At 41.6% G+C, this 26,779-nt stretch carries 25 protein-coding genes; 4 read left to right on the top strand and 21 right to left on the bottom strand.

Annotated elements, in window-relative coordinates:
• Positions 1–42: 42 nt before the first annotated feature.
• Both ACFQ1M_RS13950 and pbpC read left to right on the top strand, forming a co-directional pair.
• The gene (locus tag ACFQ1M_RS13950; protein WP_386409235.1) at positions 43–357 is read left to right on the top strand and encodes an antibiotic biosynthesis monooxygenase family protein; all 315 of its coding nucleotides are present in this window, start codon (positions 43–45) and stop codon (positions 355–357) included.
• Positions 350–2,701 carry a penicillin-binding protein 1C gene (pbpC, locus tag ACFQ1M_RS13945; RefSeq protein WP_386409233.1) on the top strand — a complete coding sequence of 784 codons (2,352 nt, stop codon included), beginning with the start codon at positions 350–352 and terminating at the stop codon, positions 2,699–2,701. Before ACFQ1M_RS13950 ends, pbpC begins: the two co-directional genes overlap by 8 nt.
• Before the next feature lie 232 nt (positions 2,702–2,933).
• Here pbpC and ACFQ1M_RS13940 read toward each other — a convergent pair whose 3' ends face one another.
• Together ACFQ1M_RS13940 and ACFQ1M_RS13935 are read right to left on the bottom strand one after the other, a co-directional pair.
• Complete coding sequence (locus tag ACFQ1M_RS13940) at positions 2,934–3,551, bottom strand: hypothetical protein (RefSeq protein ID WP_386409231.1); 618 nt, start codon at positions 3,549–3,551, stop codon at positions 2,934–2,936.
• 128 nt (positions 3,552–3,679) lie between these two features.
• On the bottom strand, positions 3,680–4,642 hold the full coding sequence (locus ACFQ1M_RS13935) for a nicotinic acid mononucleotide adenyltransferase (RefSeq protein WP_386409229.1): 963 nt from the start codon (positions 4,640–4,642) through the stop codon (positions 3,680–3,682).
• A gap of 233 nt (positions 4,643–4,875) precedes the next feature.
• Here ACFQ1M_RS13935 and ACFQ1M_RS13930 point away from each other — a divergent pair, with 233 nt between their 5' ends.
• Positions 4,876–5,871, top strand: a complete 996-nt coding sequence (locus tag ACFQ1M_RS13930; protein ID WP_386409227.1) for an NAD(P)H-dependent glycerol-3-phosphate dehydrogenase — start codon at positions 4,876–4,878, stop codon at positions 5,869–5,871.
• A gap of 232 nt (positions 5,872–6,103) precedes the next feature.
• Here the strand turns inward: ACFQ1M_RS13930 and ACFQ1M_RS13925 are convergent, their stop codons facing one another.
• The 7 genes from ACFQ1M_RS13925 to ACFQ1M_RS13895 all read right to left on the bottom strand — a co-directional run bounded on the left by ACFQ1M_RS13925 (position 6,104) and on the right by ACFQ1M_RS13895 (position 12,267).
• On the bottom strand, positions 6,104–7,771 hold the full coding sequence (locus ACFQ1M_RS13925) for a glycerol-3-phosphate dehydrogenase/oxidase (protein ID WP_386409225.1): 1,668 nt from the start codon (positions 7,769–7,771) through the stop codon (positions 6,104–6,106).
• 30 nt (positions 7,772–7,801) lie between these two features.
• A complete protein-coding gene (locus ACFQ1M_RS13920; RefSeq protein WP_386409223.1) occupies positions 7,802–8,218 on the bottom strand; it encodes a hypothetical protein in 417 nt (138 codons plus the stop codon).
• Positions 8,219–8,256: 38 nt separating this feature from the next.
• Positions 8,257–9,738 carry a glycerol kinase GlpK gene (glpK, locus tag ACFQ1M_RS13915; RefSeq protein ID WP_386409221.1) on the bottom strand — a complete coding sequence of 494 codons (1,482 nt, stop codon included), beginning with the start codon at positions 9,736–9,738 and terminating at the stop codon, positions 8,257–8,259.
• Positions 9,739–9,875: 137 nt separating this feature from the next.
• Positions 9,876–10,271 carry a hypothetical protein gene (locus tag ACFQ1M_RS13910; protein ID WP_386409219.1) on the bottom strand — a complete coding sequence of 132 codons (396 nt, stop codon included), beginning with the start codon at positions 10,269–10,271 and terminating at the stop codon, positions 9,876–9,878.
• A 2-nt stretch (positions 10,272–10,273) separates the two neighbouring features.
• A complete protein-coding gene (locus tag ACFQ1M_RS13905) occupies positions 10,274–10,831 on the bottom strand; it encodes a hypothetical protein (RefSeq protein ID WP_386409218.1) in 558 nt (185 codons plus the stop codon).
• An 18-nt stretch (positions 10,832–10,849) separates the two neighbouring features.
• Positions 10,850–11,869, bottom strand: coding sequence for a phenylalanine--tRNA ligase subunit alpha (pheS, locus tag ACFQ1M_RS13900; RefSeq protein WP_386409216.1), 1,020 nt, complete (start codon positions 11,867–11,869; stop codon positions 10,850–10,852).
• Between the two features lie 41 nt (positions 11,870–11,910).
• Complete coding sequence (locus tag ACFQ1M_RS13895; protein ID WP_386409214.1) at positions 11,911–12,267, bottom strand: hypothetical protein; 357 nt, start codon at positions 12,265–12,267, stop codon at positions 11,911–11,913.
• A 74-nt stretch (positions 12,268–12,341) separates the two neighbouring features.
• Here ACFQ1M_RS13895 and ACFQ1M_RS13890 point away from each other — a divergent pair, with 74 nt between their 5' ends.
• Positions 12,342–12,869 (top strand): CvpA family protein, encoded by a 528-nt coding sequence (locus tag ACFQ1M_RS13890; protein WP_386409212.1) that lies wholly within the window; start codon positions 12,342–12,344, stop codon positions 12,867–12,869.
• 28 nt (positions 12,870–12,897) lie between these two features.
• On the opposite strand, the gene ACFQ1M_RS13885 is transcribed toward ACFQ1M_RS13890, so the two are convergent.
• The 12 genes from ACFQ1M_RS13885 to ACFQ1M_RS13830 all read right to left on the bottom strand — a co-directional run bounded on the left by ACFQ1M_RS13885 (position 12,898) and on the right by ACFQ1M_RS13830 (position 26,720).
• On the bottom strand, positions 12,898–14,796 hold the full coding sequence (locus tag ACFQ1M_RS13885; protein ID WP_386409210.1) for a SulP family inorganic anion transporter: 1,899 nt from the start codon (positions 14,794–14,796) through the stop codon (positions 12,898–12,900).
• A gap of 97 nt (positions 14,797–14,893) precedes the next feature.
• Complete coding sequence (locus tag ACFQ1M_RS13880; protein WP_386409208.1) at positions 14,894–15,520, bottom strand: carbonic anhydrase family protein; 627 nt, start codon at positions 15,518–15,520, stop codon at positions 14,894–14,896.
• Between the two features lie 11 nt (positions 15,521–15,531).
• Positions 15,532–17,112 carry a SulP family inorganic anion transporter gene (locus tag ACFQ1M_RS13875; protein WP_386409207.1) on the bottom strand — a complete coding sequence of 527 codons (1,581 nt, stop codon included), beginning with the start codon at positions 17,110–17,112 and terminating at the stop codon, positions 15,532–15,534.
• 85 nt (positions 17,113–17,197) lie between these two features.
• Complete coding sequence (locus ACFQ1M_RS13870) at positions 17,198–17,491, bottom strand: hypothetical protein (protein ID WP_386409205.1); 294 nt, start codon at positions 17,489–17,491, stop codon at positions 17,198–17,200.
• Between the two features lie 56 nt (positions 17,492–17,547).
• Positions 17,548–18,306, bottom strand: coding sequence for a tetratricopeptide repeat protein (locus tag ACFQ1M_RS13865; RefSeq protein WP_386409203.1), 759 nt, complete (start codon positions 18,304–18,306; stop codon positions 17,548–17,550).
• A gap of 14 nt (positions 18,307–18,320) precedes the next feature.
• Complete coding sequence (locus ACFQ1M_RS13860) at positions 18,321–20,096, bottom strand: BatD family protein (protein ID WP_386409201.1); 1,776 nt, start codon at positions 20,094–20,096, stop codon at positions 18,321–18,323.
• Between the two features lie 5 nt (positions 20,097–20,101).
• Entirely contained in the window at positions 20,102–20,995 is an 894-nt protein-coding gene (locus ACFQ1M_RS13855) for a tetratricopeptide repeat protein (RefSeq protein ID WP_386409199.1), read from the bottom strand.
• A complete protein-coding gene (locus tag ACFQ1M_RS13850; protein WP_386409197.1) occupies positions 20,992–22,038 on the bottom strand; it encodes a vWA domain-containing protein in 1,047 nt (348 codons plus the stop codon). The genes ACFQ1M_RS13855 and ACFQ1M_RS13850 overlap by 4 nt, the downstream gene beginning before the upstream one ends.
• A gap of 14 nt (positions 22,039–22,052) precedes the next feature.
• The gene (locus ACFQ1M_RS13845; protein WP_386409195.1) at positions 22,053–23,057 is read right to left on the bottom strand and encodes a vWA domain-containing protein; all 1,005 of its coding nucleotides are present in this window, start codon (positions 23,055–23,057) and stop codon (positions 22,053–22,055) included.
• Positions 23,058–24,686 carry a hypothetical protein gene (locus ACFQ1M_RS13840; protein ID WP_386409193.1) on the bottom strand — a complete coding sequence of 543 codons (1,629 nt, stop codon included), beginning with the start codon at positions 24,684–24,686 and terminating at the stop codon, positions 23,058–23,060.
• Between the two features lie 68 nt (positions 24,687–24,754).
• Complete coding sequence (locus ACFQ1M_RS13835; RefSeq protein ID WP_386409191.1) at positions 24,755–25,621, bottom strand: DUF58 domain-containing protein; 867 nt, start codon at positions 25,619–25,621, stop codon at positions 24,755–24,757.
• Positions 25,622–25,721: 100 nt separating this feature from the next.
• A complete protein-coding gene (locus ACFQ1M_RS13830) occupies positions 25,722–26,720 on the bottom strand; it encodes an AAA family ATPase (RefSeq protein WP_386409189.1) in 999 nt (332 codons plus the stop codon).
• Positions 26,721–26,779: the final 59 nt, after the last annotated feature.

Here is a 26,779-nt window from a genome sequence, read left to right as displayed (position 1 = left end):
ATGAGAAAACAGTAAATTACATGACTCATAGATCATTGAGAGATGAAAACTGATTTTAAACCTTATTACGCCGTCATTTTCACTAACAAAAGGACTCTGGCAGATGACGAGGGCTATGGTAAAATGGCTGTGAGGATGGAAGCTTTGGCTAAGGAACAACCCGGTTATTTGGGAATGGATCATGCCAGAACCGAGCTGGGAATCACCATTAGCTATTGGGAAAGCTTAGAGGCCATTAAACACTGGAAAAACAACCTAGATCATCAAAACGCACAGGAGAAAGGAAGGCAAATCTGGTACGAATGGTATCATACTAGAATCTGTAAGGTAGAGCGTGAATACGAGTTTAATGGTTAAGAACGTCGTCGATCTTATAAAAAAGCACAAGGTAAAGTCGATCGTTACGGTCATTTTCCTAACAGCCTACTATTTTTGCCTTCCAAAACAACTCTTCAACGACCCTACCTCTACAGTGATATATAGTGAAGAGGGAGAATTACTTGGCGCGAAGATCGCCGAAGATGAACAATGGCGATTTCCCAAGAACGACAGTATTCCTGAGAAATTCAAACAGTGCATCATTTATTTTGAAGATGAGTACTTTTATTCACATCCAGGGTTCAACCCCGTTTCCATGATGAAGGCCATAAAACAGAATTGGGAAGCTGGCAAGGTGGTAAGGGGAGGCAGTACCTTGACGCAGCAAGTGATCCGTCTTTCGCGTAAAGGGAAAAAGCGCAGTTATTTTGAAAAATTCATCGAGCTCATTCTGGCAACAAGGCTAGAAATTCGCTCGTCAAAAGAAGAGATCCTAAACCTATATGCTTCCAATGCCCCATTTGGCGGAAACGTAGTTGGTTTGGATGTTGCTGCCTGGCGTTATTTTGGTGTATTGCCACATCAGCTTTCTTGGGCTGAAAGTGCAACACTGGCCGTACTGCCCAACGCTCCAAGTCTCATCTATCCAGGAAAGAACCAAGAGCAATTACTAGAAAAGAGGAATCGTTTGCTGAAAAAGTTGTTAGTGGAAGGTATCCTTGATCAGCTTACCTACGAATTATCGATTGCGGAGTCGCTTCCTCAGAAACCTTTTCTACTGCCGCAGCATGCTCCGCACCTAATAGAACGTATGGCCAAGGTAAAAAAGGGGGAGCGCATAACCAGTAGTATCGATTTCAGCCTTCAACAAAATATAAACAATATTGTAGCGAGACATCATGCTATCTTGGAGCAGAACCAAATTCATAATACGGCGGTATTGGTCATTGACATAGCAACGAGGAAAGTACGTAGCTATGTAGGCAACACGCCTACCACAAAGAGCAACCAAAAAGATGTAGATATCATTACTGCCGCGCGCAGTACAGGAAGCGTCCTGAAGCCCTTTTTATATGCCGCCCTGTTAGATGGTGGCGAGTTGTTACCTGAGACACTTGTGGCGGACGTCCCCACCTATATTGGCGGGTATCATCCCAAGAATTATAGTGAACGTTACGATGGTGCAGTACCGGCAAAAAGGGCCTTGGCCCGCTCCCTGAATGTCCCTGCAGTGCGTTTGTTACAATCCTACAATCTTGAAAAATTTAGAGACCAGTTAAATTATTTTGATCTTAGGGACATTGACAAACCTGCTGATCATTATGGGCTATCGCTTATTCTTGGTGGCGCAGAAAGCAACCTGTGGGACCTTTGTAAGAGCTATGCAAACTTGGCCTCGACCTTAAATCATTTTAACGAGACTTCGAGTGAATACTACGCTAAGGAATTTCAAGAACCGATATTACTGAAAGAGGAAGTGGTAGATTTTGGAAATAAAACCTCGGAAAAATCTCTTTTCGATGCGGGAAGTATCTATCTCACCTTCGAAGCGATGAAAGAGGTGAATCGACCCGAAGGTAATGAGGCTTGGGAGTTTTACGATAGCAGCAAAGAAATCGCCTGGAAAACAGGAACCAGTTTTGGAAATCGCGATGCCTGGGCCATCGGGGTTACCAAACAATATGTTGTAGGTGTCTGGGTAGGGAATGCCGATGGTGAGGGCAGGCCTGGCCTAACAGGTCTTAGCGGGGCGGCTCCTGTATTGTTTGATGTATTTGATGTATTACCGCAATCCTCTTGGTTTGAAAGACCCTTTGACGAATTGACCGAAGCTGAAGTCTGCGATAATAGTGGCTTTCTGGCATCGCCTATTTGCCCAAAGAAGTCCCGTTGGATTCCAGTGAGCAGCACAAGAACTTCCCCATGTCCCTATCATCGTTGGGTGCATTTGGATACACAAAAACAGTATCGCGTACATGCTCAGTGTCAAGATCCATCAACGATTGAAAGTGAGGCTTGGTTCGTATTGCCCCCATTGATGGCGCATTATTACAAAAGTAATAATGCCGAGTATCGACCACTACCTCCGTATAGAAATGATTGTAAGAATACCATTGGAACACCTATGGAATTCATTTTTCCAAAAGCCAATGCCAAGGTGTTCTTGCCAAAGAATCTAGAAGGGGAGACCAACGAACTTGTTCTTAAGATTGCGCATTCAAAGCCTGAAACCACTATTTTTTGGTATGTAGACGATGTTTTTATTGGAAGTACCGAGACCTTCCATGAAATGGCGATACGCCCCGCTACCGGGAAACACTTGATCACTGTTGTGGATTCGTTGGGGAATGAGCTGGTACAGTGGGTGGAGATAGAGAAATGAACAAACTTTATCTACCGAAAATAATACTGCTTCTCTCTGTTCATTTTTTCCTTGATGAAAAAACGAACCAAAAAAATCAAGAAGATTTTAAGGAAATTTTTGAGAACTAAGTTCACAAAACCGCTGATGAATCTTAAGTTTCATGCTCTTTTTCTCTTCGAGAAACGCACTTCCACTTGATTCACCGCTATTTCTGAAAAATCTTCAGGTCGAAAAAGTCTACTTTTATGAATCAATATGCATATTTGTCGTGAAATTTTTCATGCTTCTCACCCATTAGCTTTGAAAGTATTTCTTGTTCTTTGGGAGAAAGTCCGTATGTCTTTTTCACAAAACCTTCAGGTAGTGGCGGAGGCGGAGGTTGGGGAATAGTGGTTTTTATTTCTAAACGAAGATATCTACTATTCAAATACTCATCGATAGATATTGGAAATATGAAACATCCCCCCTTTAAACCAATCTGTGAATCATCTGCAATGGCCTTTTTTATCAATACAAAGTTGTTACCGTATAGGTTTCTTCTTAATAACCCTTCATAAGCAATAGCTTTGACGGCACCAAAAGGATACTCTGTCAATCTCTTCAACTCTTCGTGATTTGCACAGTCTCGCAAGAATGATTGATTCTCGTAGGCAGTTTTATTCTGGCCCATAAAAATCATTTCTTTTGTTTCTATCTTTTTTACAGCAGCTTTGATTTCTGGCCGAATACTTCTCCAATCAAATGCCCAGGTCTCATCGTAGTCTGAAACAAAAGCTGTGGTGATGCAGATAAAAACGATTAACAATATTGGCAATACCAGCTTCAGGGAATAAGGGTTGAAGATACTATTTCTTCTTTTGAATTTCATCTGTTCTCAATTTACAAATATATTCTCACATTAGAGATCGCATAAAGGAAAGAGCCCCCGAACAGATCAGGGGCTCTTAACAAACTAAATAACCAACCAAACCTGCCTTGCCTAAGGCAGGTCATCAACTAAGATGTCTTTTTTGATTCAATCTTCATTTTCTTTGGCGCGCTTTTACGCTCTATGTTCATTTTTTTATTGATGATCTTTTTACGCTTTTTCTCAACCTGCCCTTTTCCTGCAGCACCTTTCAAATATTGAATATATCCTCTTCCAGTAAACTCATAGGTCGTACCAGAATTAGGGTGGTACAGTTCTATCGTGCTATCATCTATAACGATCAGTTCGAAATAATCATTGCCCAATTCGTCATAATCCAGTGTTAAAGTTTTGAGATAGGGGTCTCCATTTACATCAAACACGCTATAATATCCTATATAATCCCAGTACAATTGACTGATAGGCGTTCCTACTTGATCTTCAGAAGATTCGAAGGTGTCATCGCTGCCACCGGCTAAAAACCTTAAGAAGTTTTCGGCATCAAAATCGTTGAGTGCCCCTTCTTCGCTTACATAGGTCTTTTCCCATGCGACATACTCTTGCAAGAAATAATGGATGTTATCATAGAACACAAAATCATAATCGAAGTTACCTCGCTGATACCCTGTTAAAAAATAGGCCGTATTTGTCGGTCTGTGATAGAGTCTAATTCTATTGAAGCCTAATTGAGAGACTTCCAATGCCCAATAGCCATCGATATCGTGATCCACCTGCAACACCATTCCACGAGTATCATAATAGCCCACATCGATACCATATCCATTGCCTTGACTTCCAAGGCCGACCAAGTTATTATTTGCGAAAAGCGTCCCAAAATTGAAGGAAACCGTAAAGGCCTTCTGCAAGAAAGGTACCTCTCCATTTCCAGTGGTCTGGTTGATATTCACATACCACAACTCATGAGAGTCCAATAGCTCGGCCAAGGTGATCGGTTCATCGATAAATGGCTCTTCAATAATGACTTCGGCAACACAGGATACTAATAAGGTTGCCATTAACATACTTCCAAATAATAATTTTAACGTCTTCATGGTCATCGTTTTTATAGTTCTCTTAGAAATAACCAATCATTGTGCCAAAATTATAATTAACTGATAATCAGTTAATTATTTCTATTTTAATTTTTATTTTGAATCAGTGCATTGCAAGCCTATATCTAAAAAGCATATATGTCATCTTTAATTTTCGACGTTCTCGAAAAGGAGCTTCAGCGTAGAGTTTGACTAATATTTTAATTATTTTTGGGTATCCTTAAAAACATTTGATGAGTAATTCCTATACGTTTGCGGTAATTGGTGGTGGCAGCTGGGCAACTGCCATTGTAAAGATGCTTTGCGAAAATTTAGATGAAGTTGGTTGGTATATGCGCAGTGTATATGCCAAGGAACATATTTTAAGGAATCGCCACAACCCTAATTACCTGAGCTCGGTTGAATTTCACATAGAACAACTAAAATTGAGCAACGACATCAATGAGATCGTTGCCTATGCAGACTACCTCATCTTTGCAGTCCCTTCGGCCTTCTTGAGTAAGGAGCTTGAAAATTTGAACGTTTCGCTGAACGACAAGGTCATTTTTTCCGCCATTAAGGGTATCGTTCCCGAAAGCAGTAAGATCGTGGGAGAACACTTTCATGATACTTATGACATTCCTTTCGAGAATATAGGGGTGATCACTGGACCTTGCCATGCCGAGGAAGTTGCTTTGGAACGTCTTTCGTATTTGACCATTGCTTGTGCCGATGAAAAAAAGGCTGAAATATTGGCCGAAAATCTTTCTAGCAGATATATTAAAACAAAGATCTCCGATGATATCATCGGTACAGAATATGCAGCGATGCTGAAGAATATCTATGCGATAGCGGCTGGTATCGCTCATGGCCTTGGTTATGGCGATAATTTTCAGTCGGTATTAATGAGCAATGCCATTAGAGAGATGAAAAAATTCATCAAAAAGGTTCATAAGATGAAGCGGAACATCAATGATTCGGCTTATTTAGGCGATCTTTTGGTTACTGGCTATTCGGTTTTCAGTCGGAACCGTATGTTTGGAAATATGATCGGCAAAGGCTACACGGTAAAGTCTGCTCAGATGGAGATGAGTATGGTCGCCGAGGGATACTATGCTACAAAAAGTGCTCATGACCTTAATGAAAAGAATGGAGCAGACGTTCCGATCATCGATGCCGTGTACGCCATCCTATACGAGAACAAAGACCCGAAGAAGATCTTCAAAAAACTCACTGAGGAGTTGGATTAAGCCTCTCCTAGCCTCCCCAAAGGATAGAAATTTTAAGAGTCTTCTCTTTAAGGGAGATGTCCAAAGATCATAGAAACGTAATTTCTCTTTTAGAAATTAGATTCTTGGTCTCGTCACTCATCAGGAATGACAAGAAAAAAGGCTGTTTTCTTCACCCAAGATATCCATAACTCGTCATTGATCACTTCGCTGAATTTTCAATTTCCTGAATTACATTAGCAATATCAGGAATCTAAACCCTTTCCACATCGAATTTTGAATGCCGCTCTATTTGATAGCGAATGGCGTCTTGGTAATTAGAAATGGTGGCTTCATCTACCTTGAACAATCGTTGGAACTCTTTTAATACCGCTTCATGGTGCTTACGAACTGAATCAATATCAAAATACATGCGCCCTGTTCTATAGATAAAGAAATCCACTGGGGATTGCAATTGTTCGTATTTTGTAGAGAAACGAAGTTCGGCCAGTATCAACCGCTCGTGAATCGAATCTCCTGCTATCTTTTCGAATTCTTCTAAGATGACCTCAGATTGCTTGCCGTAGGTCGTCACTAAATACCGGCCGTCATATTCTGAAAACCCAAGTGGCATTACTTGTTGATTGATGGTCTTAATGTATTTTTTTACTTCCTTGAAATTCTTAAAAGGCCCTCCTGAAAGAACGATTTTGTCGGTGAACACCTCTTTGAATTCGATCTTGTGTTCCTCTTCGAATTTCTTTGCTATCCTGTTCACCACTCGTTCCGCCATTTTTCGGTAACCCGTTAGTTTTCCGCCAGCGATGCTTATGAGTCCAGTGTAAGAGACAAAAATTTCATCTTTCCGTGAAAGTTCAGAGGTTGACTTCCCTTCTTCGTGTATCAGTGGTCGTAAGCCCGCCCAGGAAGAGATGATATCTTCCATTTCTAGATCGATATTTGGAAACATATTGTTCACTGCCGAGAGGATATACATAGTATCCGCTAGGTTGACGCCGATATCATCTTTGTCATCATTATAGTTGGTATCGGTGGTCCCCACATAGGTGATCTTCCCACGCGGTACTGCAAAGATCATTCGGCCATCGGGCACATCAAAGTAGACGGATTGCTTTACTGGAAGTTTTTCATGTGGAAATACCAAATGTACCCCTTTGGTAAGATGCAGACGCTTTCCCTTCTTAGAATGATTTACCTTTCGCAGGTCATCGACCCATGGGCCTGCTGCGCTGATCACATATTTCGAGTGAATCTCATACTGCTCGTCCGATAGTTCATCCTTAACGATCACACCAGAGACGTGTTCCTCTTCGTCATATAAGAACTCTACCACCTTGGTATAATTGATGGGCACAGATCCGTACTGCAACCCTGTTTTGATATTTTCAATCGTGAGTCGGGCGTCATCTGTTCTATATTCGGCATAGTAGCCAGCGCCTTTAAGGATCTTTTTAGGTAATAATGGCTCGAGTTTCATGGCTTCTTTCTTCTCCAGCATTTTCCGCTTGTCTTCTCCTTCTACCTGAGCGAGAATGTCATATACTTTAAGCCCTATCGATGTAAGCCATTTTCCATATTGGCCATTCTCTATAAGCGGTAATAGCATTTTCTCTGGAAGTACCAAATGCGGCGCCAATTTGTGTACGATGGCTCGTTCGGACCCGACTTCCTTCACCAGCCAAAAATCAAATTGTTTTAGATAGCGCAGACCTCCGTGAATCAGTTTGGTCGACCGGCTCGAGGTACCAGAGGCATAATCCCCTTTTTCGACCAGGGCAACTTTCATGCCCCGAGAGGAAGCATCCAAGGCGATTCCAGCACCTGTGATACCGCCTCCGATAACTATCAGGTCAAATTCGGTTTCCTTTAAGGTTGCGATGGTCTCTGAGCGTTTCAAATTTGTAAATTCGATCTTTTTCATGGTATCTTTTCACTTATTTTTTCAATGCAATTACCGTTTTTTAAACACTGAAGCAATTGTTATGCGTTCTTTCCCTTTTCTGGTCTTGCCTGTCCCTAAAACGCCGTATATGTAGAGTTTACAATCAACGATCTTATAGCGATGTTTTTGGGTCATTCCGTTTACGATAAAGGTCAGCTCTTCACCTTCAGCTCGATACTTCATCTCATTTTCCTGTACTTTATCACAGTTTTGTTGAGTGACCGACGTGCGTTTTACTTTGGATTTTGATACAAAATTTAGGGTAACCCTATAACATCCTTCCTTGGTAAGTTCTTTATGAAATACTCCATCATTATTTTCATCAACCTCTTTACTGGACAAGAACTCCAAGGATTCCCAAGTACCTATTAAGCCACAGTTTTCGTTACTGCAAGAAGTGGTCGCAGCACTTAGACAGAGCATCATACAGGTTATTTTAATGAATTGATGTCGAACTATTGTGGTCAAACCCATTTCATCGCCCGTTTTATTGCCTTTTTCCATCCTTTATACAATCTTTTCCTTTTTTCTTTATCAAATGTTGGTGTAAAAACCCGTTCCATGTCGCGCGTCTCATCGATATCCTTTTGGGTCCATAGCCCAACTTGTATACCAGCTAAAAAGGCAGCTCCCATTGCCGTAGATTCTATGACCGCTGGGCGATGCACCTCTTTGTTAAGTATATCTGCCTGAAATTGCATTAAAAGATCGTTTGCGCAGGCGCCCCCGTCGACTTTTAGCGCTTCCATCTTTAAGCCCGCGTCCTGTTCCATGGCCAGCACCAGGTCTTTTGTCTGATATGCCAAGGAATCTAACGTAGCGCGCGTTATGTGGTCTTTTCCAGTATCTCTCGTCAAACCGAAGATGGCGCCTCGTGCATACATATCCCAATAGGGAGCCCCCAAGCCAGCAAATGCCGGTACCACATATACAGGATTTTCGCCTTCAACCCGGTTGGCAATACGCTCCGAGCCAGCGGCGGTTCGAAAGAATTTCATCTCATCACGAAGCCATTGAATGGCGGCTCCGGCAATGAATACACTGCCTTCCAGCGCATAGTATACTTGTCCGTCCAGACCCCAGGCAATGGTGGTAAGCAATCCATTCTCTGAAAACTGTGGTTTTTTTCCAGTATTCATCAACATGAAACAACCTGTGCCATAGGTGTTTTTTGCGGTTCCTTTTTTAAAGCATGCCTGTCCGAATAATGCTGCTTGCTGGTCACCTGCAATTCCAGCGATAGGAATCTTCGTTCCCTTCCATTCGTAGTCTCCAAAATGGGATGCAGAAGGTTGCACTTTGGGCAACATATTCTTTGGGATTTCGAGCTCTTTGAGCAGTTCTTTGTCCCATTTAAGTTTTACTATGTCGTACAGCATGGTTCGTGAGGCATTGGAATAATCTGTGACATGAGAAGCGCCATTGGTCATATTCCAGACGAGCCACGAATCTATTGTACCAAAAAGCAGTGCTCCTTTATCCGCCTTTTTTCTCGCACCTTTCACATTATCAAGAATCCATTTTACCTTAGTCCCCGAGAAATAGGAGTCGATCACCAAACCTGTTGTTTTCTTTACATACTCGATAAGGCCTTTGGCCTTTAGATCCTCACAAATGGATGCTGTACGTTTATCTTGCCATACAATGGCATTGTATATGGGTTCACCTGTGTTCTTATCCCAAACCACTGTTGTTTCGCGTTGATTGGTGATGCCGATCGCTTTGATTTCCGAGGGCTTCACCTTATACTGGCGTAGCACCTTATTGAATACTCTTAGCTGGGTTTCTAAAATCGCCTTGGGGTCGTGCTCTATCCATCCAGATTTTGGATATATCTGTTCGAACTCTTCTTGGGAAATTCCCAAGATCTTACCACTTTCATCAATTAAAAGGGCTCTAGAACTTGTGGTTCCCTGGTCTAAGGAAATGATATACTGGCTGGCCATACAAACAGTTTTTGCAATGACCTTAAAGTTACTGTTTTACCAGCGGAATCTAAAGGGAAGTTATTAAAAGCCCGAAAACGTTGTCGTTGCCGAGCGCCCAAAATTTCAAACAAAAGGGAATGACATTTTTGGGAATATCACTTTCCTAAAGCTCCCTTAAATTCGATAATTGGAAGCGGCCCTATCGTTTCGGGGGAGATAGTGTTCTTTTCGAAGACATACTTCTTATCGTACATCTTCTTATCTGCAAAGAATGACACCCTAAATTCATTGGTCAACTTTAGCACCTCTTCTTGCATCAACTCGATCTTGGCATAGGATTTGGCAGGCATCATTTTGATGCTATGACGCATGGTAGAGGTGATCTTATCGTCGTTAAAGCCGCTAGAAACGATCAATACCATTTCGATAGGATCCTTTCGGTCGTTGATGATGTATGCGTTCCAGTCGTTCCATTCGAACTCAGGATTGTATTCTTGAACAATGGCCACATAAACGTCTTTTACCTCAGGTATTTCAATGTCTTTGCGCAATTCTAATCCGTTTTTATAAACGTACAAATTACAGGAAGTGTGCTGTCATAGCCGTCGGTAGAGACCATCACCAATTGCATTTCGGTTTTGTCTAGCTTCAAAATTTCGTATCCCACGTCTAGGATTTCTTTCTCGGAACTTATGACGAGAAAAAAACGTTTGTTTTTTCTCTTTTTCTTCTTGACCTCACTTTTATCATTAGATGTATCTATGTAAAAAAGCTCGTCGAGCTCCGCCTCAATTTCTTGTGGCGTCGTTTTTTTGATGGTCCAAACAAGATCATCGGCTATCAAACTGCTTGCACAATCGACATCTCCGATTTTAAGAACACCAGTGTATTGGCCATCGAAAGAGAAATAGTGTTTTTTACAGGAATCAAATTCTTTCAAAGCATTTTTTGAGGCGACTCCGTCCTTGTTAAGATCCATGGCACGGCCATAATCGATGTCGGTCAATTCCCAGTCTCCTACTAGCTTAAGTTCTTTGCCAATAGTCGCAAGACTTTGTGAGAAAACCAATGCGGGTAAAATAAAAAGAAACGTTACAACTAGCTTTTTCATTTAAAAGAATTTTTGGTTCTATAAGGCGCTTTTAAACTGCTCTAGGAAACGCACATCATTTTCACTCAACATTCGAATGTCGGGTGTTTGATGTAAGAGCAACGCAATGCGGTCGATGCCCATTCCAAAGGCAAAGCCGGAGTATTCTTTGGAGTCGATGCCGCAATTTTCCAACACATTGGGATCTACCATTCCGCAGCCCATGATCTCTAACCAACCCGTACCTTTGGTAATTCTATAATCGACCTCATTGTTCAATCCCCAATAGACATCTACCTCGGCACTTGGCTCGGTAAAAGGAAAATAGGATGGACGCAGGCGGATCTTCGATTTTCCAAACATCTCGGTGGTAAAATATTGCAAGGTCTGCTTTAGGTCGGCAAAGGAAACGCCTTTGTCGATATAGAGTCCTTCTACTTGATGAAAGAAACAGTGCGAACGTGCCGAAATCGCCTCGTTGCGATACACTCTTCCTGGAGAGATCGTGCGAATGGGCGGTTTGTTGTTTTCCATGTAACGCACCTGAACCGAAGAGGTATGTGTACGCAACAAAATATCGGGATCTGTTTGAATAAAGAAGGTGTCTTGCATATCTCGTGCCGGATGATACTCGGGCAAGTTCAATGCGGTAAAATTATGCCAATCATCTTCGATCTCTGGTCCTTCGGAAACATTAAATCCGATACGGGAAAAAATATCGATGATCTGGTTCTTCACAATGGATATCGGATGACGCGCCCCAATTTTTATCGGTTCTCCTGGTCGCGTAAGATCTCCATAAACGCCTTGGTCCTCCTCTTTATTTTCCAATTCTTCCTTTAGGCTATTTACCTTCTCGGTCGCAGCTGTCTTAAGTTGATTGATCGTTTGCCCAAATTCTTTCTTTAGATCATTGGGAACATTCTTAAATTCAGCAAAAAAGTCATTTAACAACCCCTTCTTTCCTAAATATTTAATACGAAAAGCCTCGATCTTTTCTTTGCTGTCGGTGGTAAATTGCTCTACCTCAGCGATATGTTCCTTTATCTTATCAATCATCTTCTAAAAGAAATTAGCGCGGCAAATTTAGGGATTTTAGGTTAGTTGATGTACTCTTTCTCTAAGAAATACTGTACGATAGCCTCTTTCATCAAAATACTTTGCTCTCCTGCCTTAAGTGGTGGTAACTGTTCCTTTATCTTGTAATGCGGCCATCTTTCTTCGTCAAAATAGTCGAACTCGTAATATCCATAAGGCTCTAACAAGCGACAGATGGCAATATGCATCAAGTTTAATTTTTCATCCTTCTTAAATTTTCGATGCAGCTGTCCAAGTTCTTGCACACCGATCAAATAAATGATCGCATCCAAATCCAGCGTATCTCCATCGGCAAATTGCGATGATAGCCTTTCAACGACCATACTCCAGCGTTCCTTTAATTGTTCGTCTCTTGCCATATACTTTTTTGATTGGCACAAATTTACAAACTAGTTATGATTCAAAATTCTATATTTGTTAAAACTTCTTGCTGATGAATTTCATCGATATCGTATTGGGCGGACTTATCCTATTTGGTTTTGTTCGTGGAATTATGAAGGGTCTTTTTGTAGAGGTCGCCTCTTTGGTCGCTCTCATCGCGGGTATCTACGGCGCCATCCACTTTTCCTACTTTGTTGGCGATTACCTAGCAGAGCGTGTAAGTTGGGATGAAAAATACATCAATCTCTGCGCATTCGCAATCACCTTTGTGATCATCATCATCATCATCTCTTTGGCTGGTAAATTGTTGACCAAAATTGCTGATTTTGCCGCATTGGGTATTTTGAATAAGATCCTAGGCGGGGTATTTGGTGGACTGAAAATCGCTGTGATCGCTGGAGCTTTGTTGGTGTTCTTTCATAGAGCAAATGACTCAATGGGTTTTATAGAGGAAGAGACTTTAGAAGAATCCGCACTGTATAGTCCTGTAATGAGCATTGGTGAATTTGTCTTTCAATGGGTCTTGGAGAATAAGGAAGAGATCCATGATATGGAGGAGATAGACGCCAATTCGGTATGATCATAATATCCAAGTAACAAAGGCCTGTTTATATCCCTGACATTGAATCATACTTATCTTCCACATTTTTCTTTACATAGTTGACACATTCTTGAAAGTTTTCGAAGATACATTCTTCGGGAACAAGGTCTGGCACGATGTCTATTTGCTTTAACATCATCAGCGGTTGCTTTTGAGGTGCCACCATTAATGTGTGTACATCTCGTTGCTCCAGATCCAATAATACATCCTCTAAAGCGTACAGGCCGGACTGGTCCACATAAGGGACTTTATCCATTCTAAGTATTACATGAGAGGCCGTTTGAGGTATTTGCTTTGCCAAGGATTGAAACTCGCTCGTATATCCAAAAAATAATGGCCCACTAAGGTGTTTGATAAAAACCTCCTCGGTAAAGCGTTCTGGAAATTCTAACTCATCACTCCATAATCGTTCGTCCTTATTGGCCTGTGTTAAATTGGTGACCTTTGAATAGTTGGCGGTAAAATCTCCCATCTTTTTCATAAAGCTCAACGATGCCAACACCAGTCCAATACCCACTGCCGCAACCAGATCCCATACTACCGAAAGCACCAATACGATCAACATGATCACCACTTCCGAACTGATCTTAACATATTTGAACTTGATGTCCTTTTGCATATTCGGAATCGCTTTCAATCCTTTATAATCCATAACCCCGATACCAACGGTTATTAAAATTCCAGCTAATACCGCCGCTGGAATTTTAGACGCCACGGGGCCGAGAGCCAAAAGAATGACCAGCAGCAGTAGGCCTGCTATCATTCCTGAAAGTTTTGTTTTTCCTCCAGAGTTGATATTTACCACTGTACGAATCGTAGCCCCAGCGCCAGGAATCCCACCAAAAAGGGCGGCAATGGTATTCCCAATCCCTTGACCTATCAACTCTTTATTAGAGTTGTGCTTGGTCTTTGTCATATTGTCCGCAACCACAGAAGTTAAAAGCGAGTCGATGGCTCCTAAAAATGCCAGCGAGAGCGCCGTAAATATATAAGGGCTAATACCTGCTAGACTAAATCCTGACAATATTTTGATTCCCTGAAATTCTGGAAAACCTTCTGGAATCTGTCGTATAGGGCGGTACCCTAGATCGGCAAAGATGGCGACGGCCGAAACGACCAAAAGCGCTACCAAGGTGCTCGGAATTTTTTTGGTAATCCTTTTGAACCCATAAATAATGAAGATGGTGGCCAAGCACAAGGCCAGTTCTAGCCAATCGATCTGCCTAAAAGCTCTTGGAAAATACTTGATAGAACCAACTACAGATTTGCCCTGTTTGGCTGCCAATGTTTCTGCCTCTAAAATAATGGCCTCTTCGGTGACTTGCGAGGCTCTTCTTTCGGTCTCAGAAAAATCTTCAAGTACCAAAATTCCTTCTTCGGCCTCATCATCCAATATTTTTTTGAGGATCACATCCTCTGCAGCAGGTTTATATTTTTCAATTAGGGCCTTGTCCTCTGATGGATAATAACCAATTGCGGGAAGTATTTGCGTGAATAGGATCATCACCCCGATAGCTGTCATAAATCCCGAAACTACAGGGTAAGGTATGTATTTTATATACTTTCCCAAGCCGGCAAATCCAATACCGATCTGTATGACCCCAGCAAGTAAAAAAACAGTAAGGATGGCCGGCAACGCCTTCTGAACATCACCATCATTGGCGCCGACGATGCCGGCAACAATAATAATGCTTACAGCGGTCATAGGTGCTGTTGGCCCAGAGATCTGTGTTGGTGTTCCACCAAAGAGTGCTGCGAAGAATGCTATGAATATCGCGCCGTATAGTCCAGCATCGGGACCTAGTCCGGAACTCACACCAAAGGCTAGTGCTAAGGGCAATGCAACTATTCCTGCGGTGATACCACCAAAGGCATCCCCTTTGATGTGCTTAAAGAAGTCCTTCATAGGTTGGTTATTCGTTCATAAGCAAGATACTGCTTTTTTACAAAAAAAATCCCAATGCTTAGACAACATTGGGATGTATAAGTCTTATGATTTTTTTCTAATAGAATGTCACTTTACCATCATTGATATCATACATAGCGCCGACAATGGCGATTTCTCCATCTTCCTCCATTTCTGCCAACACTGGACTCTTTTGACGAATGTTCTCTATGGTCAAATGGACATTTTTGGTCGCAACCTCATTGACAAAATCAATATTCTTGGATATCCTTTCTGAGGCATTTGAAGGTTCTTTTACCGCTTCGACCGCTGGTCTTATTTTGCTAAGAAGCGTTGTAAGATTTCCCATCTTTGCATCGTCGCAGGCACCTTTGACCGCGCCACAACTAGTATGTCCAAGGACCACTATCACTTTGGTTCCTGCCAGTTTACAAGCGAACTCCATACTTCCCAAGATATCTTCGTTAACTATGTTTCCTGCAACTCTAGCGCTAAAAATATCCCCAACGCCTTGGTCAAAGATCAACTCTGCAGATACTCTAGAGTCGATGCAGCCAAGGACCGTCGCGAATGGATACTGACCACTGGCGGTATCTTTTACTTGATCCAAAAGGTCTCTTCCAGCCATTTTCGCTTTTATAAAACGGGCGTTCCCTTCCTTTAAAGCATCTATTGCGGAACTAGGTGTCATTGCCGCCTGTGTTTCTTTTGTTTGTGCCTTCATGTTTATTGGTTTTAAGCTGTTTTCGGTCTTAGTCTAAAAAATTCGATATAGCTATCAGGGTTTTCCACTTCCCCACGCTCCGATAGCAAAGTGATGTGTATTTGACGTTGTTTTGCCTTCTCCCTAAAATCATCTAGAATTTCTAAAATATCGTTATCGAGGTAACGTGTTTTCCGTACGTCTAGCGTTAGATGGGTATCCTTGGGCAACGAATCTAACTCTTTTAAGATAGCACCTTTATTAAAGAACGTCACTTCCTCTGCCAAGGTCATCTTTATTTTGTGTACTCCGTTACTTTTATCTTCAATATGCAAGAAGTGAGAATTTTGATAGCTCTTATAAAGTATAACTACGATACCTACACCCAATCCTAGTCCTATTCCTACCAAGAGGTCTGTCATTACAATTCCGACTATTGTCACTATAAAAGGTACGAATTGTTTCCAGCCGGCAGCATACATCGCCTTGAAAGTTGAAGGTTTTGCCAATTTATATCCTACTAAGAGTAAAATTGAGGCCAATACAGACAACGGAATCTTGTTAAGTAATCTAGGAATGAGGATTACCGAGATCAATAAGAAAAAACCATGGATGATAGCAGACATTTTTGTCTTGCCCCCTGATTGGATATTAGCGGAGCTTCGTACGATCACCTGAGTAATTGGTAGACCGCCTATCATACCTGAAATAATGTTTCCTGTTCCTTGTGCGAACAGCTCTCTGTTGGTGGGTGTTACACGCTTCTGAGGGTCTAACTTGTCTGTCGCTTCTACACAAAGCAATGTTTCCAAACTTGCTACAAGTGCGATCGTAAATGCTGTGAGAAGTACATCACCTCGAGTGATCACCTCAAAATTTGGAAAGCTAAATTGTGCCAAGAAGGATGATGCATCTTCAGGTATCGGCACGCTCACGAGATTCTCTGTCTTAATGGCAAAGGTATCTGTAGAACCGAACATGATATAAAAGATTATCCCAAAGACCACAGCCACAAGAGGCCCTTGGATCAATTGAAAAATCTTCGCTTTTTTAGAGAGCACCTTTTCCCAAAGAATAAGTATGGCCAAGCCGATAACGGCCACAAGGGTGCTTCCCAAGCTTATCTGCTTGAATGAATTAAGAATTTCTGAAAAGGTATTCTCCCCATCTACCTGAGTAAAGGCAAAATCACCTTCGGGATCTGCATCATAGCCAAAGAAATGAGGAATCTGTTTTAAGATGATAATGATTCCTATTCCTGTAAGCATTCCTTTAATGACCGAGGAAGGGAAATAATATCCAATGACTCCAGCTTTTAAAACACCAAATATCACTTGGATGACACCCCCGAGAACCACGGCTACGAGAAAATTCTCGTAACTTCCCAACGCGCCGATGGCTGTGAGTACGATGGCTGCTAGTCCCGCCGCTGGTCCACTGACTCCTATTTGAGAACCACTTAGTGCTCCTACTACAATTCCACCAACGATACCTGCGATAAGACCAGAAAATAAGGGCGCACCGCTGGCCAAGGCAATACCCAGACACAAAGGCAGTGCAACGAAGAACACCACTATACTTGCTGGTAAGTCATTTTTTAAATATTTAAACATAGCTATAAATTTTTGCCCTCACATTTAGAGAATCCCTATTGAAGGCTTGGTTGTGTTAATTAGTCAAATAAAAATAAACGAAAAACTATGCGAATAACTCTGGCGGGGGAAGCGGTATCTCTGGAGTAAAATTCAAATTCGAAATATTGTAATAGCTATTTAATTGATAAATAGACTCTTTCGATGAGAATTCACTGGTAAAAGTTCCCTGAAAATAGAGGTCTTTTTCAGCAGCTTCTTTCTTTCCTTCTTTCTTTCCTTCCTCTTCTCCAAGTTCATATACGGACTCGATGTTATAATCAAACATGGTCATGATGGTGGGTGCTAAGATAGACAAGCTTAGCAGAGAGACCAGCGATATGAGAAAAAAGGGCTTCACAATAATTTGAAAGAAACAAAAATATACGAATTATCAAACAATACTGTTAATTCTTTTTAAAAATCCTTCAGCATTCTAATATCATCTTGTGGTATCCATCCAATTTTTCCATCTGCCAATTTTATTCGTTGCCAATTATCGAAACCTTCTAAGACTTGCACTTTTGTGCCTTCATGAAGCACGAAAACTTCCTCATCACTGTATTTGGGCCCAGTCCGTACCGAAGTTTTTTCGGCAAATACTATGGCAGGGTTATCTTCTTTATCTATTTCAAACTGCTGAAAGGCAATGGTCACCGAAGCTATGGCCAACAGGAGGAGAATGGTGCTTGCAATGAATCCTATTCGCTTGGTAAGGGATGAATAGGAAAAATAATAGACCAAGAACAAGATAACGAATAGAAAAACAAAAATGACTGAAAGCATGGCCCAGTTATTATAGCTTAGCTTGCCGAGTATCCTCTCTGAGAACCTAGAGAGTCCTGTTTGTGGCATTTCATCTATCGCATCGATGGTCATATTTTGGGCAAATGCCAAATTGTTGGCAATGTCCTTATCGTTTGGGTCTAACAAACGCGCTTTCTCATAATAATAGACACTTGGAGCGATATTGTTGAGTTTATAGTGCGCATTGGCCAAATTGTAATACAATTCGGAAGAATGAACGCCAGTTCTAAGGATCTCCTCGTATTTAGCGATCGCCTCGGTGAACTTATTTTCATTGTATAATGCATTCGCCTCTTCGAACAGCGCGTCGTTTTGCATGCCAAAAGCGCTATTTGAAATTAGAAGAAGTATGTAAAAAAGTCTTTTCATCCCACGAATATTATCTATCGTATTTGCTTGTCAATTTCTGAGATCACGGTCACCGCTTTGTCGTAATCCTGTTTCATCGTCTCTACCGATGCAGGCGTATATCTTGCAAATTCACAACTTTCTATCAATGATATGAATCCTTTGACCGATCGGTCATCTGCGCCACGTGTCTTGAGTAGTTCAACGATCTTCTCTTTACTAAATTCGCTGGTTTCGATATGAATCTTGGCTTTTAAATAATTATGTAAAGCTCGCTCCATAGCTTCATAGAACGTTTCCTTTTTCCCAAGATTCTTCTTAGATTCAGAAAGGTATTTTTTGGCCAGTCGATTAGCTTTTCTCAATTTGTTGCCTGTAATGTCTGTTGCTCTCTGCTTTCTCCTTCGTCCGATGAACATTGCGATCGGAATGATCAAAAACGGTGTTAGCAGGAGTGCCCAGAACAATCTCGACTTAAAGAATGCTGTTTGCTTCATGGAGACAAGATTCGGCCTCAACTTAATGAATCGAAATTGGTCTCCAGCACTAACGACCACTTTCTTATTGTTAGTCGTAGGCAGATTATCCCTATTGGTCACTGCACCACTATTTGTTGGTCCTTCCAAGACATCCACAATCAATTCCGAAGAGGTGAGTGTTCTATATGCTTCAGCTTCAGGGTCGAAATAGGAAAAACTGATCGGGGGTATTGGATACTTCCCTTGATATTGGGGCACCAAGGTGTAGCTATCCGCAATTTTACCTTGCATTCCCCCCAAATTGGTTCGTACCTTTTCGTCATGCTCAGGCTCATACACTTCCAAGGAGCTCGGAACATTGAGTTTGGGCAATTTGAAGAGTTTAAGATTTCCTTTTCCACTGACGATGATCTTTGCTTGCAATGATTCGCCAGCATTGAGTTGATCTTTGCTGGTTGAGACCGTAAAATCAAAATCACCTACAGCTCCAGTGAAATTTGCAGGTTTTCCCTCTTCTGGTAATGCTTTTACCTGTATGGTTCTATTCCCTGCCTTTAGCGGTTTTTCTATCTGCGTATAAATACGTCCTCCAAAGAAGTCCCTTCTATTGGTGGGAACATCGAGGGTAATATTCAAGGTCAATGGGTCTAGGGTCAGCTTTCCAGATTTCTGAGGATAAAGGACCACTTTTTTCCATATAATGTACCGATAGGGTTCACCTTTGAAGGTGCCTTGCTCCATCTTGCGACGTATCTCGATGTTATGACTCCAAAAATCATTGTACTGCGGACTGTCCAATTCGTTGACGTTAGAGACATTGATATTATTGCTGAAGTATAGTTTGTAAACGACGGTGATCGCCTCATTTAAATAAGGATTGGCCTTAGAGACCTCAGCGATCAAGTGCATGTTCTGTTCTGCTACATATTCTGGGTCGTTGGGGTCCTTTGGTTTATCTACTGCTGCGGTAACCTCTATAGAAACGGGTAGTGTTTTATAGGTTTTTCCATCAATATCTACCGTCGCTTGAGATATCTTGAACTTCCCCCTTTTGGTAGGGGCCAAAATATAGGAATAGGTCTTTGAAAATGTTCGCTTTCCATTGATCCAAGAATTACTGATGGACTGGTTTGGTCCCATAACGACCTTAAAATTGGCAAAGCTAGGCGGGGTAAAGTTATCCCCGTCCTTATTCATTTGGAAGTCAACTCGAAGTCGTTCATTTACGCCCAAGACCTTTTTGCTCACCTTGGCTTCAAAAGATACCTGAGCGAGCAAAGTTCCTGTGCTTAGCAGGAATATAAGAAGTGCTATTCTCTTTATGATATTCATAGTAGCTACCAATCCTTTTCGGCCTTTACCTTAACGCCTTTGGCCTTTTTGGCATTGATCTTATCTTGTACTTTCTTCTCTTCGTTGTTCATCGCCTCAAGTAAATTTTTCAATTGCTGAGGGCTTAGTCTCTGTGGCTGTTGCTGTTGATCTTTCGGTTGTTCTCCCCCTTTATTTTCATCTTCTTTATCTTTCTTTTCCTCCTCATCACCTTGATCATTCTTATTTTTATCTTCCTTCTTGTCTCCTTCTTTATCGTCTTCTTTATCTCCCTCTTGATCATTTTCCTTTTGATCGTCCTTATTCTCGTCCTCTTCTTTATCTCCTTCCTTCTCTTTGTTGTCTTTATCTTTATCCTTATTGTCCTTGTTTTGGTCTTGTTTATTCTCTTGGTCTTTTTTCTGATCCTGGTTCTGATTCTGTTGTTGTTGCTTCTTTAAAAGCTCTTTTGCCAAGGCATAGTTATAGCGAGTCTCGTCATCATTTGGATCATTACGCAATGCATTTTTATAGGCCTCGACGGCTTTTTCATATTCTTTTGTCTTCATGAAAATATTTCCCATGTTGTGAAATGCACTGTGCTTCTCTTGCTTATTGGTGGCTGTCTTTGCAGCTTGTACATATCTTCGATGCGCCTCGGCGAGTTTTTCTTCCTTATAATAGGCGTTTGCCAGATTGTATTTTGCAGTGACATTGGCATCATCCTTGGCTATCGCCTTTCGGTAAGCCACCTCGGCCTCAACAAAGTCATCGCTTAAAAGCTCAGTATTACCTTCATAGACATAGTTGTTCGCCTCAATTGAGGCCGCTAAAGCCTCTTTCTCTTTATCTTCAGATGTTTCCTGAGCAAAGGTCAGGCAGAAATTCAATAGGAATGTAAAAATCATCACTACTCTCATACAGCTTCCTTTTCATTAAACAAGTTCAACTTTTTTATCCAGGCCGTCTTTCGCTCTAATAAGAATACATCTAAAAAAAGCAATAACAATCCTGCGCCTAAAAACCATTGAAATTGGTCTTTATAATCTACAAACTGTTTTGCCTCGAATTCGGTCTTATCCATTTCATTCAATCGTTCTCTCACAAAATCGACTACCTGTTGGGTGTTGGCACCGTTAATATAATCGCCATTGGCCTTCTGGGCTATTGCTTTTAAGGTATCCTCATTAAGTTTGGTGATCACGGCCTCTCCTTGATTGTCCTTCTTATACGATTCGATCACCCCATTTCGTTTAATTGGAATAAGCCCTCCTTTGGAAGTCCCTACCCCAATCGTAAAAATGGTGATACCTTCCTCCTCTGCTGCCAATTCGGCTGCCTTGGCGGCATCGCTTTCGTGATCTTCACCATCCGAAATGATGAAAAGAACTCTATTTGTCTGGTCCTCGTCGTTGTAATAACTTTGCGCCAATTTGATAGCTTCGGCGCTCGCCGTTCCTTGAGAAGATACCATATCGGTATTCATATTTTGTAAGAACATCTTTCCTGCGGCATAGTCGGTGGTAATTGGCAATAAAGGAAATGCCTGTCCCGCATATGCAACAATCCCAATTCTATCGCTCGCCAACTGATTCACGATCTCGGACACCAATCTTTTAGCTTTTTCGATCCTACTGGGAGCAATGTCTTCTGCCAGCATACTCTTGGAGACGTCCACGGCAAAAACGATGTCTACGCCTTCTCGTTTCACGGTCTCTAATTTCGTCCCAATTTTTGGATTGACAAGGGCGACTATCAAACAAGCAATTCCCAAACTCACAACGATCAACTTTAAAAGTCCCTTAAAACTAGAGCGATCTGGACTCAACCTCAGCAACAATTGCTTATCCGCAAACTTTCCTTGCATACGTCTTCTCCATAGCTGAAGCAATAAGAACCCTACAACCATTATTGGAATAATGGCCAACAGATAGAAATATGCCTTTTCTTCTAGTTGATACATGATCAAATTAATCGTTAAACAAAACTTCTAAAAACCGTCGCTCTCATCAATAATTCAAGAAGGAGCAGGATGCCTGCCAACCACACTAGTGGACGGAACTTCTCTTGATAATTATAATATTTGAACTCTTCTATTTCGGTCTTCTCCAATTTGTTGATCTCTTCATAGATCTCCTCAAGTTTCTTGTTGTTGGTTGCTCTAAAATATTTGCCTCCCGTCTCTTTGGCTATCTCTTTGAGTAACTTTTCGTCGATCTCCACTTGTTTATAACCATACCTAAAGGTACCATTGGGATTAAGTGCCACCGGGGCTAAGGCATTGCCATTGGTCCCTAGGCCTATCGTATAGGTCTTAATGCCAAATTCTACCGCGAGTTCAGACGCCGTATTGGGGTCGATAAATCCCGAGTTATTTACCCCATCGGTAAGGAGGATGATCACCTTGCTTTGCGCCTTGCTCTCTTTAAGTCTGTTAACAGCGGTGGCTAGTCCCATGCCAATGGCCGTGCCGTCTTCGATAAGTCCGTCAAAATTAATATCCCTCAATGCATTTTGAACAATTCGCTTGTCGCTCGTTATTGGGGTTTTGGTATAACTTTCTCCAGCATAGACCACCAATCCTATCCTATCGCTAGGCCGGCCATTGACAAATTCTGCGGCCACTTTTTTTAATGCTGAGAGCCTATTTGGTTTAAGGTCTCGGGCCAACATACTAGACGACATGTCGATAGCCATGATAATATCTATTCCCTTATTGGTCTTTGTCTTAGTCGATACATCCACTGTTTGAGGCCTCGCCATTGCAGTTATCAAAGCTGCCAATGCCAAAAGTCTAAAGCCAAACAATAGTGGCCTTAACTTTGGCAGTAATTGACCGCTTACATTAAAACCTTTGATACTGGATATTTTTAAAGAGGCGGTCTGCCGTTTTCGCGTAAAAATATACCAAACCACTGCTATTGGTAATGCTAACAGCAACCAAAAGAACTGTGGATTTGCAAATTCTATTCCTTCTACCATTTAAGCCCCTGTTTTAAAACTTATCGAATTGGTAATGCGTTCAACGATATCTTTTGCATAGGCATCATCGCGTTGATACACCAACATTACAAGTTGAATGCCTTCCTTTTCTTTAAAAAGATATATGCTGTACTCGGTTTTGAATCGCTTCTGGGTGTCCTTATTCACAAACTCACCACGCCCGTAGGTCTTTAATCCAGAGGCTCCGCTAGCAAGTGAGAATTCATCTTTTTTTACGATCAAGTTCTCCGCTCCCTGCTCCTCTAGCATTTTAACAGACAGTTCAGAAACTGTATTCAAATCTATTTCGACTTCTTTTGGTACTGGATAAGAAGATACTGCCATGTAAAAGTTATCCAACACACTTCCATAAAAAAAGGTTTCTATCTCTCCTTGCGGTCCTTGTGATTCGTTATCCGGGGAACTGGGAACTGGTACCGACTTGCGCTTCAATACCTTCGGTGTTTCTAAAATAATTGGTGGAGTCCCATATTCACTACGAACCCATTCACCTTCTAACAATTCCTTGGTGGGATGTCCAAAAATATTATCCTTTACATAATTCCACCCATAAAAAGCGATGCTGCCTCCCACGATCGCAAGAAGCAAAAATGTACCTACTACCGACGCTATTACTATTCTTTTCTTTCGTTTTTTAGCGAGTAATTCTGCCAAATACTCTTCGTTCTGCATTAAGTCCTCCTCGGTTGGTTCTGGAATCGCCCTATGTGTTTGAATCACAACCCCTTCTATTGCCCGGCGATCAGCTTCAGCGACCTTCATTTCTGGTTGCGCTTTTGCAAACTTTACCAAATCGGCATTCTTTAATACATTTTTTAGATCGGTAACGGTTTGCTTGTCCAGATCCAATTGACCGGCATCACTCAACAATTCCAGCTTCTCTATCAATTGGTCGGTAGTACTCTCTAGTGCTGTAACATTGGCTTCCTCTTCCAAATAAGATCGTACGATATCTGTTAGTTCAGAATAATATTTCTTGTGCTCCGATTGAAGGATATATCGCGATGTTTCGAGCTCTTTTAGCTTTAACAGGGCGCGGTCATACGGAGGAAGCAACGCAATCTTCTCTTCTTTGGTCAATGGTTTTTGCCTAAAGACGAACCAGTACAACAAACCTCCAATCACTAAAAGCACGAAAAGACCCCAAAGAAGATATTGTAACCAACCCTCATAGCTCTTTTCTACTGCCACCAATGGCTTTATATCGAAGAATTCCTTGCTGACCGTGTCTACTTTGATCGTAGTGACCTCAACAAACGCGGAGTCCGTCAAAAAGATCTTTCCTCCAACACCCACCTTTTGGCTGCGTAATTTGTAATAACCAGAATCCCATTGGGTAAGCCCATATTTTTTGATGAGATTGAACCTTGCATTCTCCCTGATCGTATCTATATTATGGTCCTCGATCACCTCGAACGGGGCAAAGGCTTGATTCTTAGGAAAAGTAACTATTTCCGTTGAATCCGTCTCAACATTGATGGTGTAATTGAATTGTTCTGCTATTTTGATTCTGGTAGAGTCAATTGAAGAAGACACTTTCGGCTGTGATTGAGCAAACCCGAAAATTGCGGTGAAGAGCATAAAACAAAGAACGATGAGTTTTCTCATTTCGAAATCTTTGATTCGAAACGACGAAAGGATATTCAAAATTCTTAATTCATAGTTCATAGCTCTTACTACCCTCGTCTTTTAAAGTACCCTAATAATTTTTTCACATAGCTCTCATCTACTCTACAACTCAAAACGCCAGAGCCACTTTTTGTAAAGGTGTCATTAAAGTAATTCACTTTGTCCTTATAAAATTTAGCATAATCGTTTCTAACTTTTCTTGCGTTCGTATTGACCAATACCAGCTCTCCAGATTCCTCATCTTCCATTTGTACAACACCCAAGTTGGGGATTGCCTCCTCTCGCCGATCATAAACTCGAATGCCGGTAACATCATGTTTCTTGCCAACGATCCTCATCGTGTGTTCGTAATTGTCAGCAATAAAGTCCGAGAGTATGAATACGATCGCCTTTTTCTTCATAACACTTGACATAAATTTCAAGGCTTGAGAAATATTGGTCTTCTTGCTTTTGGGATGAAATTCCAACAATTCACGTATGATCCTAAGCACGTGGAACTTTCCCTTCTTCGGTGGAATGTAGAGCTCGATGTCATCTGAAAAAAGGATGAGCCCCACTTTATCATTATTTTGAAGTGCCGAAAATGCTAGTGTTGCTGAAATCTCAGTGATTACCTCATTTTTGAACTGTCCGGTAGTCCCAAAAAGCTCCGACCCGCTTATATCTACCATAAGCATCATGGTCAATTCACGTTCCTCTTCGAAGATTTTCACATATGGCTCGTTGTAGCGAGCAGTTACATTCCAATCGATACTACGAACATCGTCCCCAAACTGATACTGACGTACCTCACTAAAGGTCATCCCGCGCCCTTTGAAGGTCGAGTGGTACTCTCCTCCAAAGATGTGGTCGCTAAGACGCCTTGTCTTTATCTCTATTTTTCGAACTTTTTTGAGTAACTCTTTAGTATCCATTTTTTATAGTAAAACAGTTGGCAGTTGCAGTTGGCAGTACATGACCCCAGTATTTCAGTAATACATATCTGCATACTGAGACTGACGACTGCTTACTTATCTATGGTACTTCGATCTCGTTAACGATCCTGCTTACGATGTCTTCGGTCGTGACATTCTCGGCTTCCGCCTCATAAGTAATGCCGATCCTATGGCGCAGCACGTCGTGTACCACCGCGCGAACATCTTCAGGAATCACATATCCCCTTCGCTTGATAAAAGCATAGCATTTTGCGGCACTGGCCAAATTGATACTTCCACGAGGAGAAGACCCAAAGCTGATCAATGGTTTTAAGTCGGAAAGTTTATATTTTTCTGGATAACGCGTAGCAAAGATGATATCCAGAATGTATTTTTCTATTTTCTCGTCCATGTACACTTCACGCACGGCCTGTTGCGCAGCCAAGATCTGTTCTAAAGAAACCACAGGATTTACCTTTTCGAAGCTCCCTTTCAAATTGGCACGAATGATCATCTGCTCTTCGTCCATCTTTGGATAGTCGATGACTGTTTTTAGCATGAAACGGTCTACTTGTGCTTCTGGCAACGGATAGGTTCCTTCTTGCTCCACAGGGTTCTGAGTCGCCATTACCAAAAATGGCTTGTCTAGGATAAAGGTCTCATCTCCGATGGTGACCTGCTTCTCTTGCATAGCCTCCAATAAGGCCGATTGTACTTTTGCAGGAGCCCGGTTGATTTCGTCCGCGAGTACGAAATTGGCAAAAATAGGACCTTTCTTTATAGAGAAATCATTCTCCTTGATATTGTAGATCATGGTTCCAACCACATCGGCAGGAAGAAGGTCTGGTGTAAATTGAATACGACTAAAGCTTCCTTTCACAGCCTGACTTAAAGTATTAATGGCCAATGTTTTTGCCAGTCCGGGCACCCCCTCTAACAAAATATGTCCTTGACCTAAGAGCCCGATCAACAATCGTTCTACCATATGCTTTTGTCCGACGATCACTTTGTTCATTTCCATAGTGAGCAAGTCTACAAAGGCACTTTCCTTTTCGATCTTTTCGCTAATTGCTTTAATGTCTACTGTAGTGTTTTCCATAGATACGCTCATTTTTTGAAAGCGTGAATTTAACAATCTCTATTTAGGTTCGCAAATTG

It is taken from the genome of Sungkyunkwania multivorans (genome assembly GCF_042675645.1).
Lineage (GTDB): Bacteria > Bacteroidota > Bacteroidia > Flavobacteriales > Flavobacteriaceae > Sungkyunkwania > Sungkyunkwania multivorans.
The sequence above is the reverse complement of the archived record's forward strand: the minus strand, read 5'-3'. Positions and strand labels throughout refer to the sequence as shown.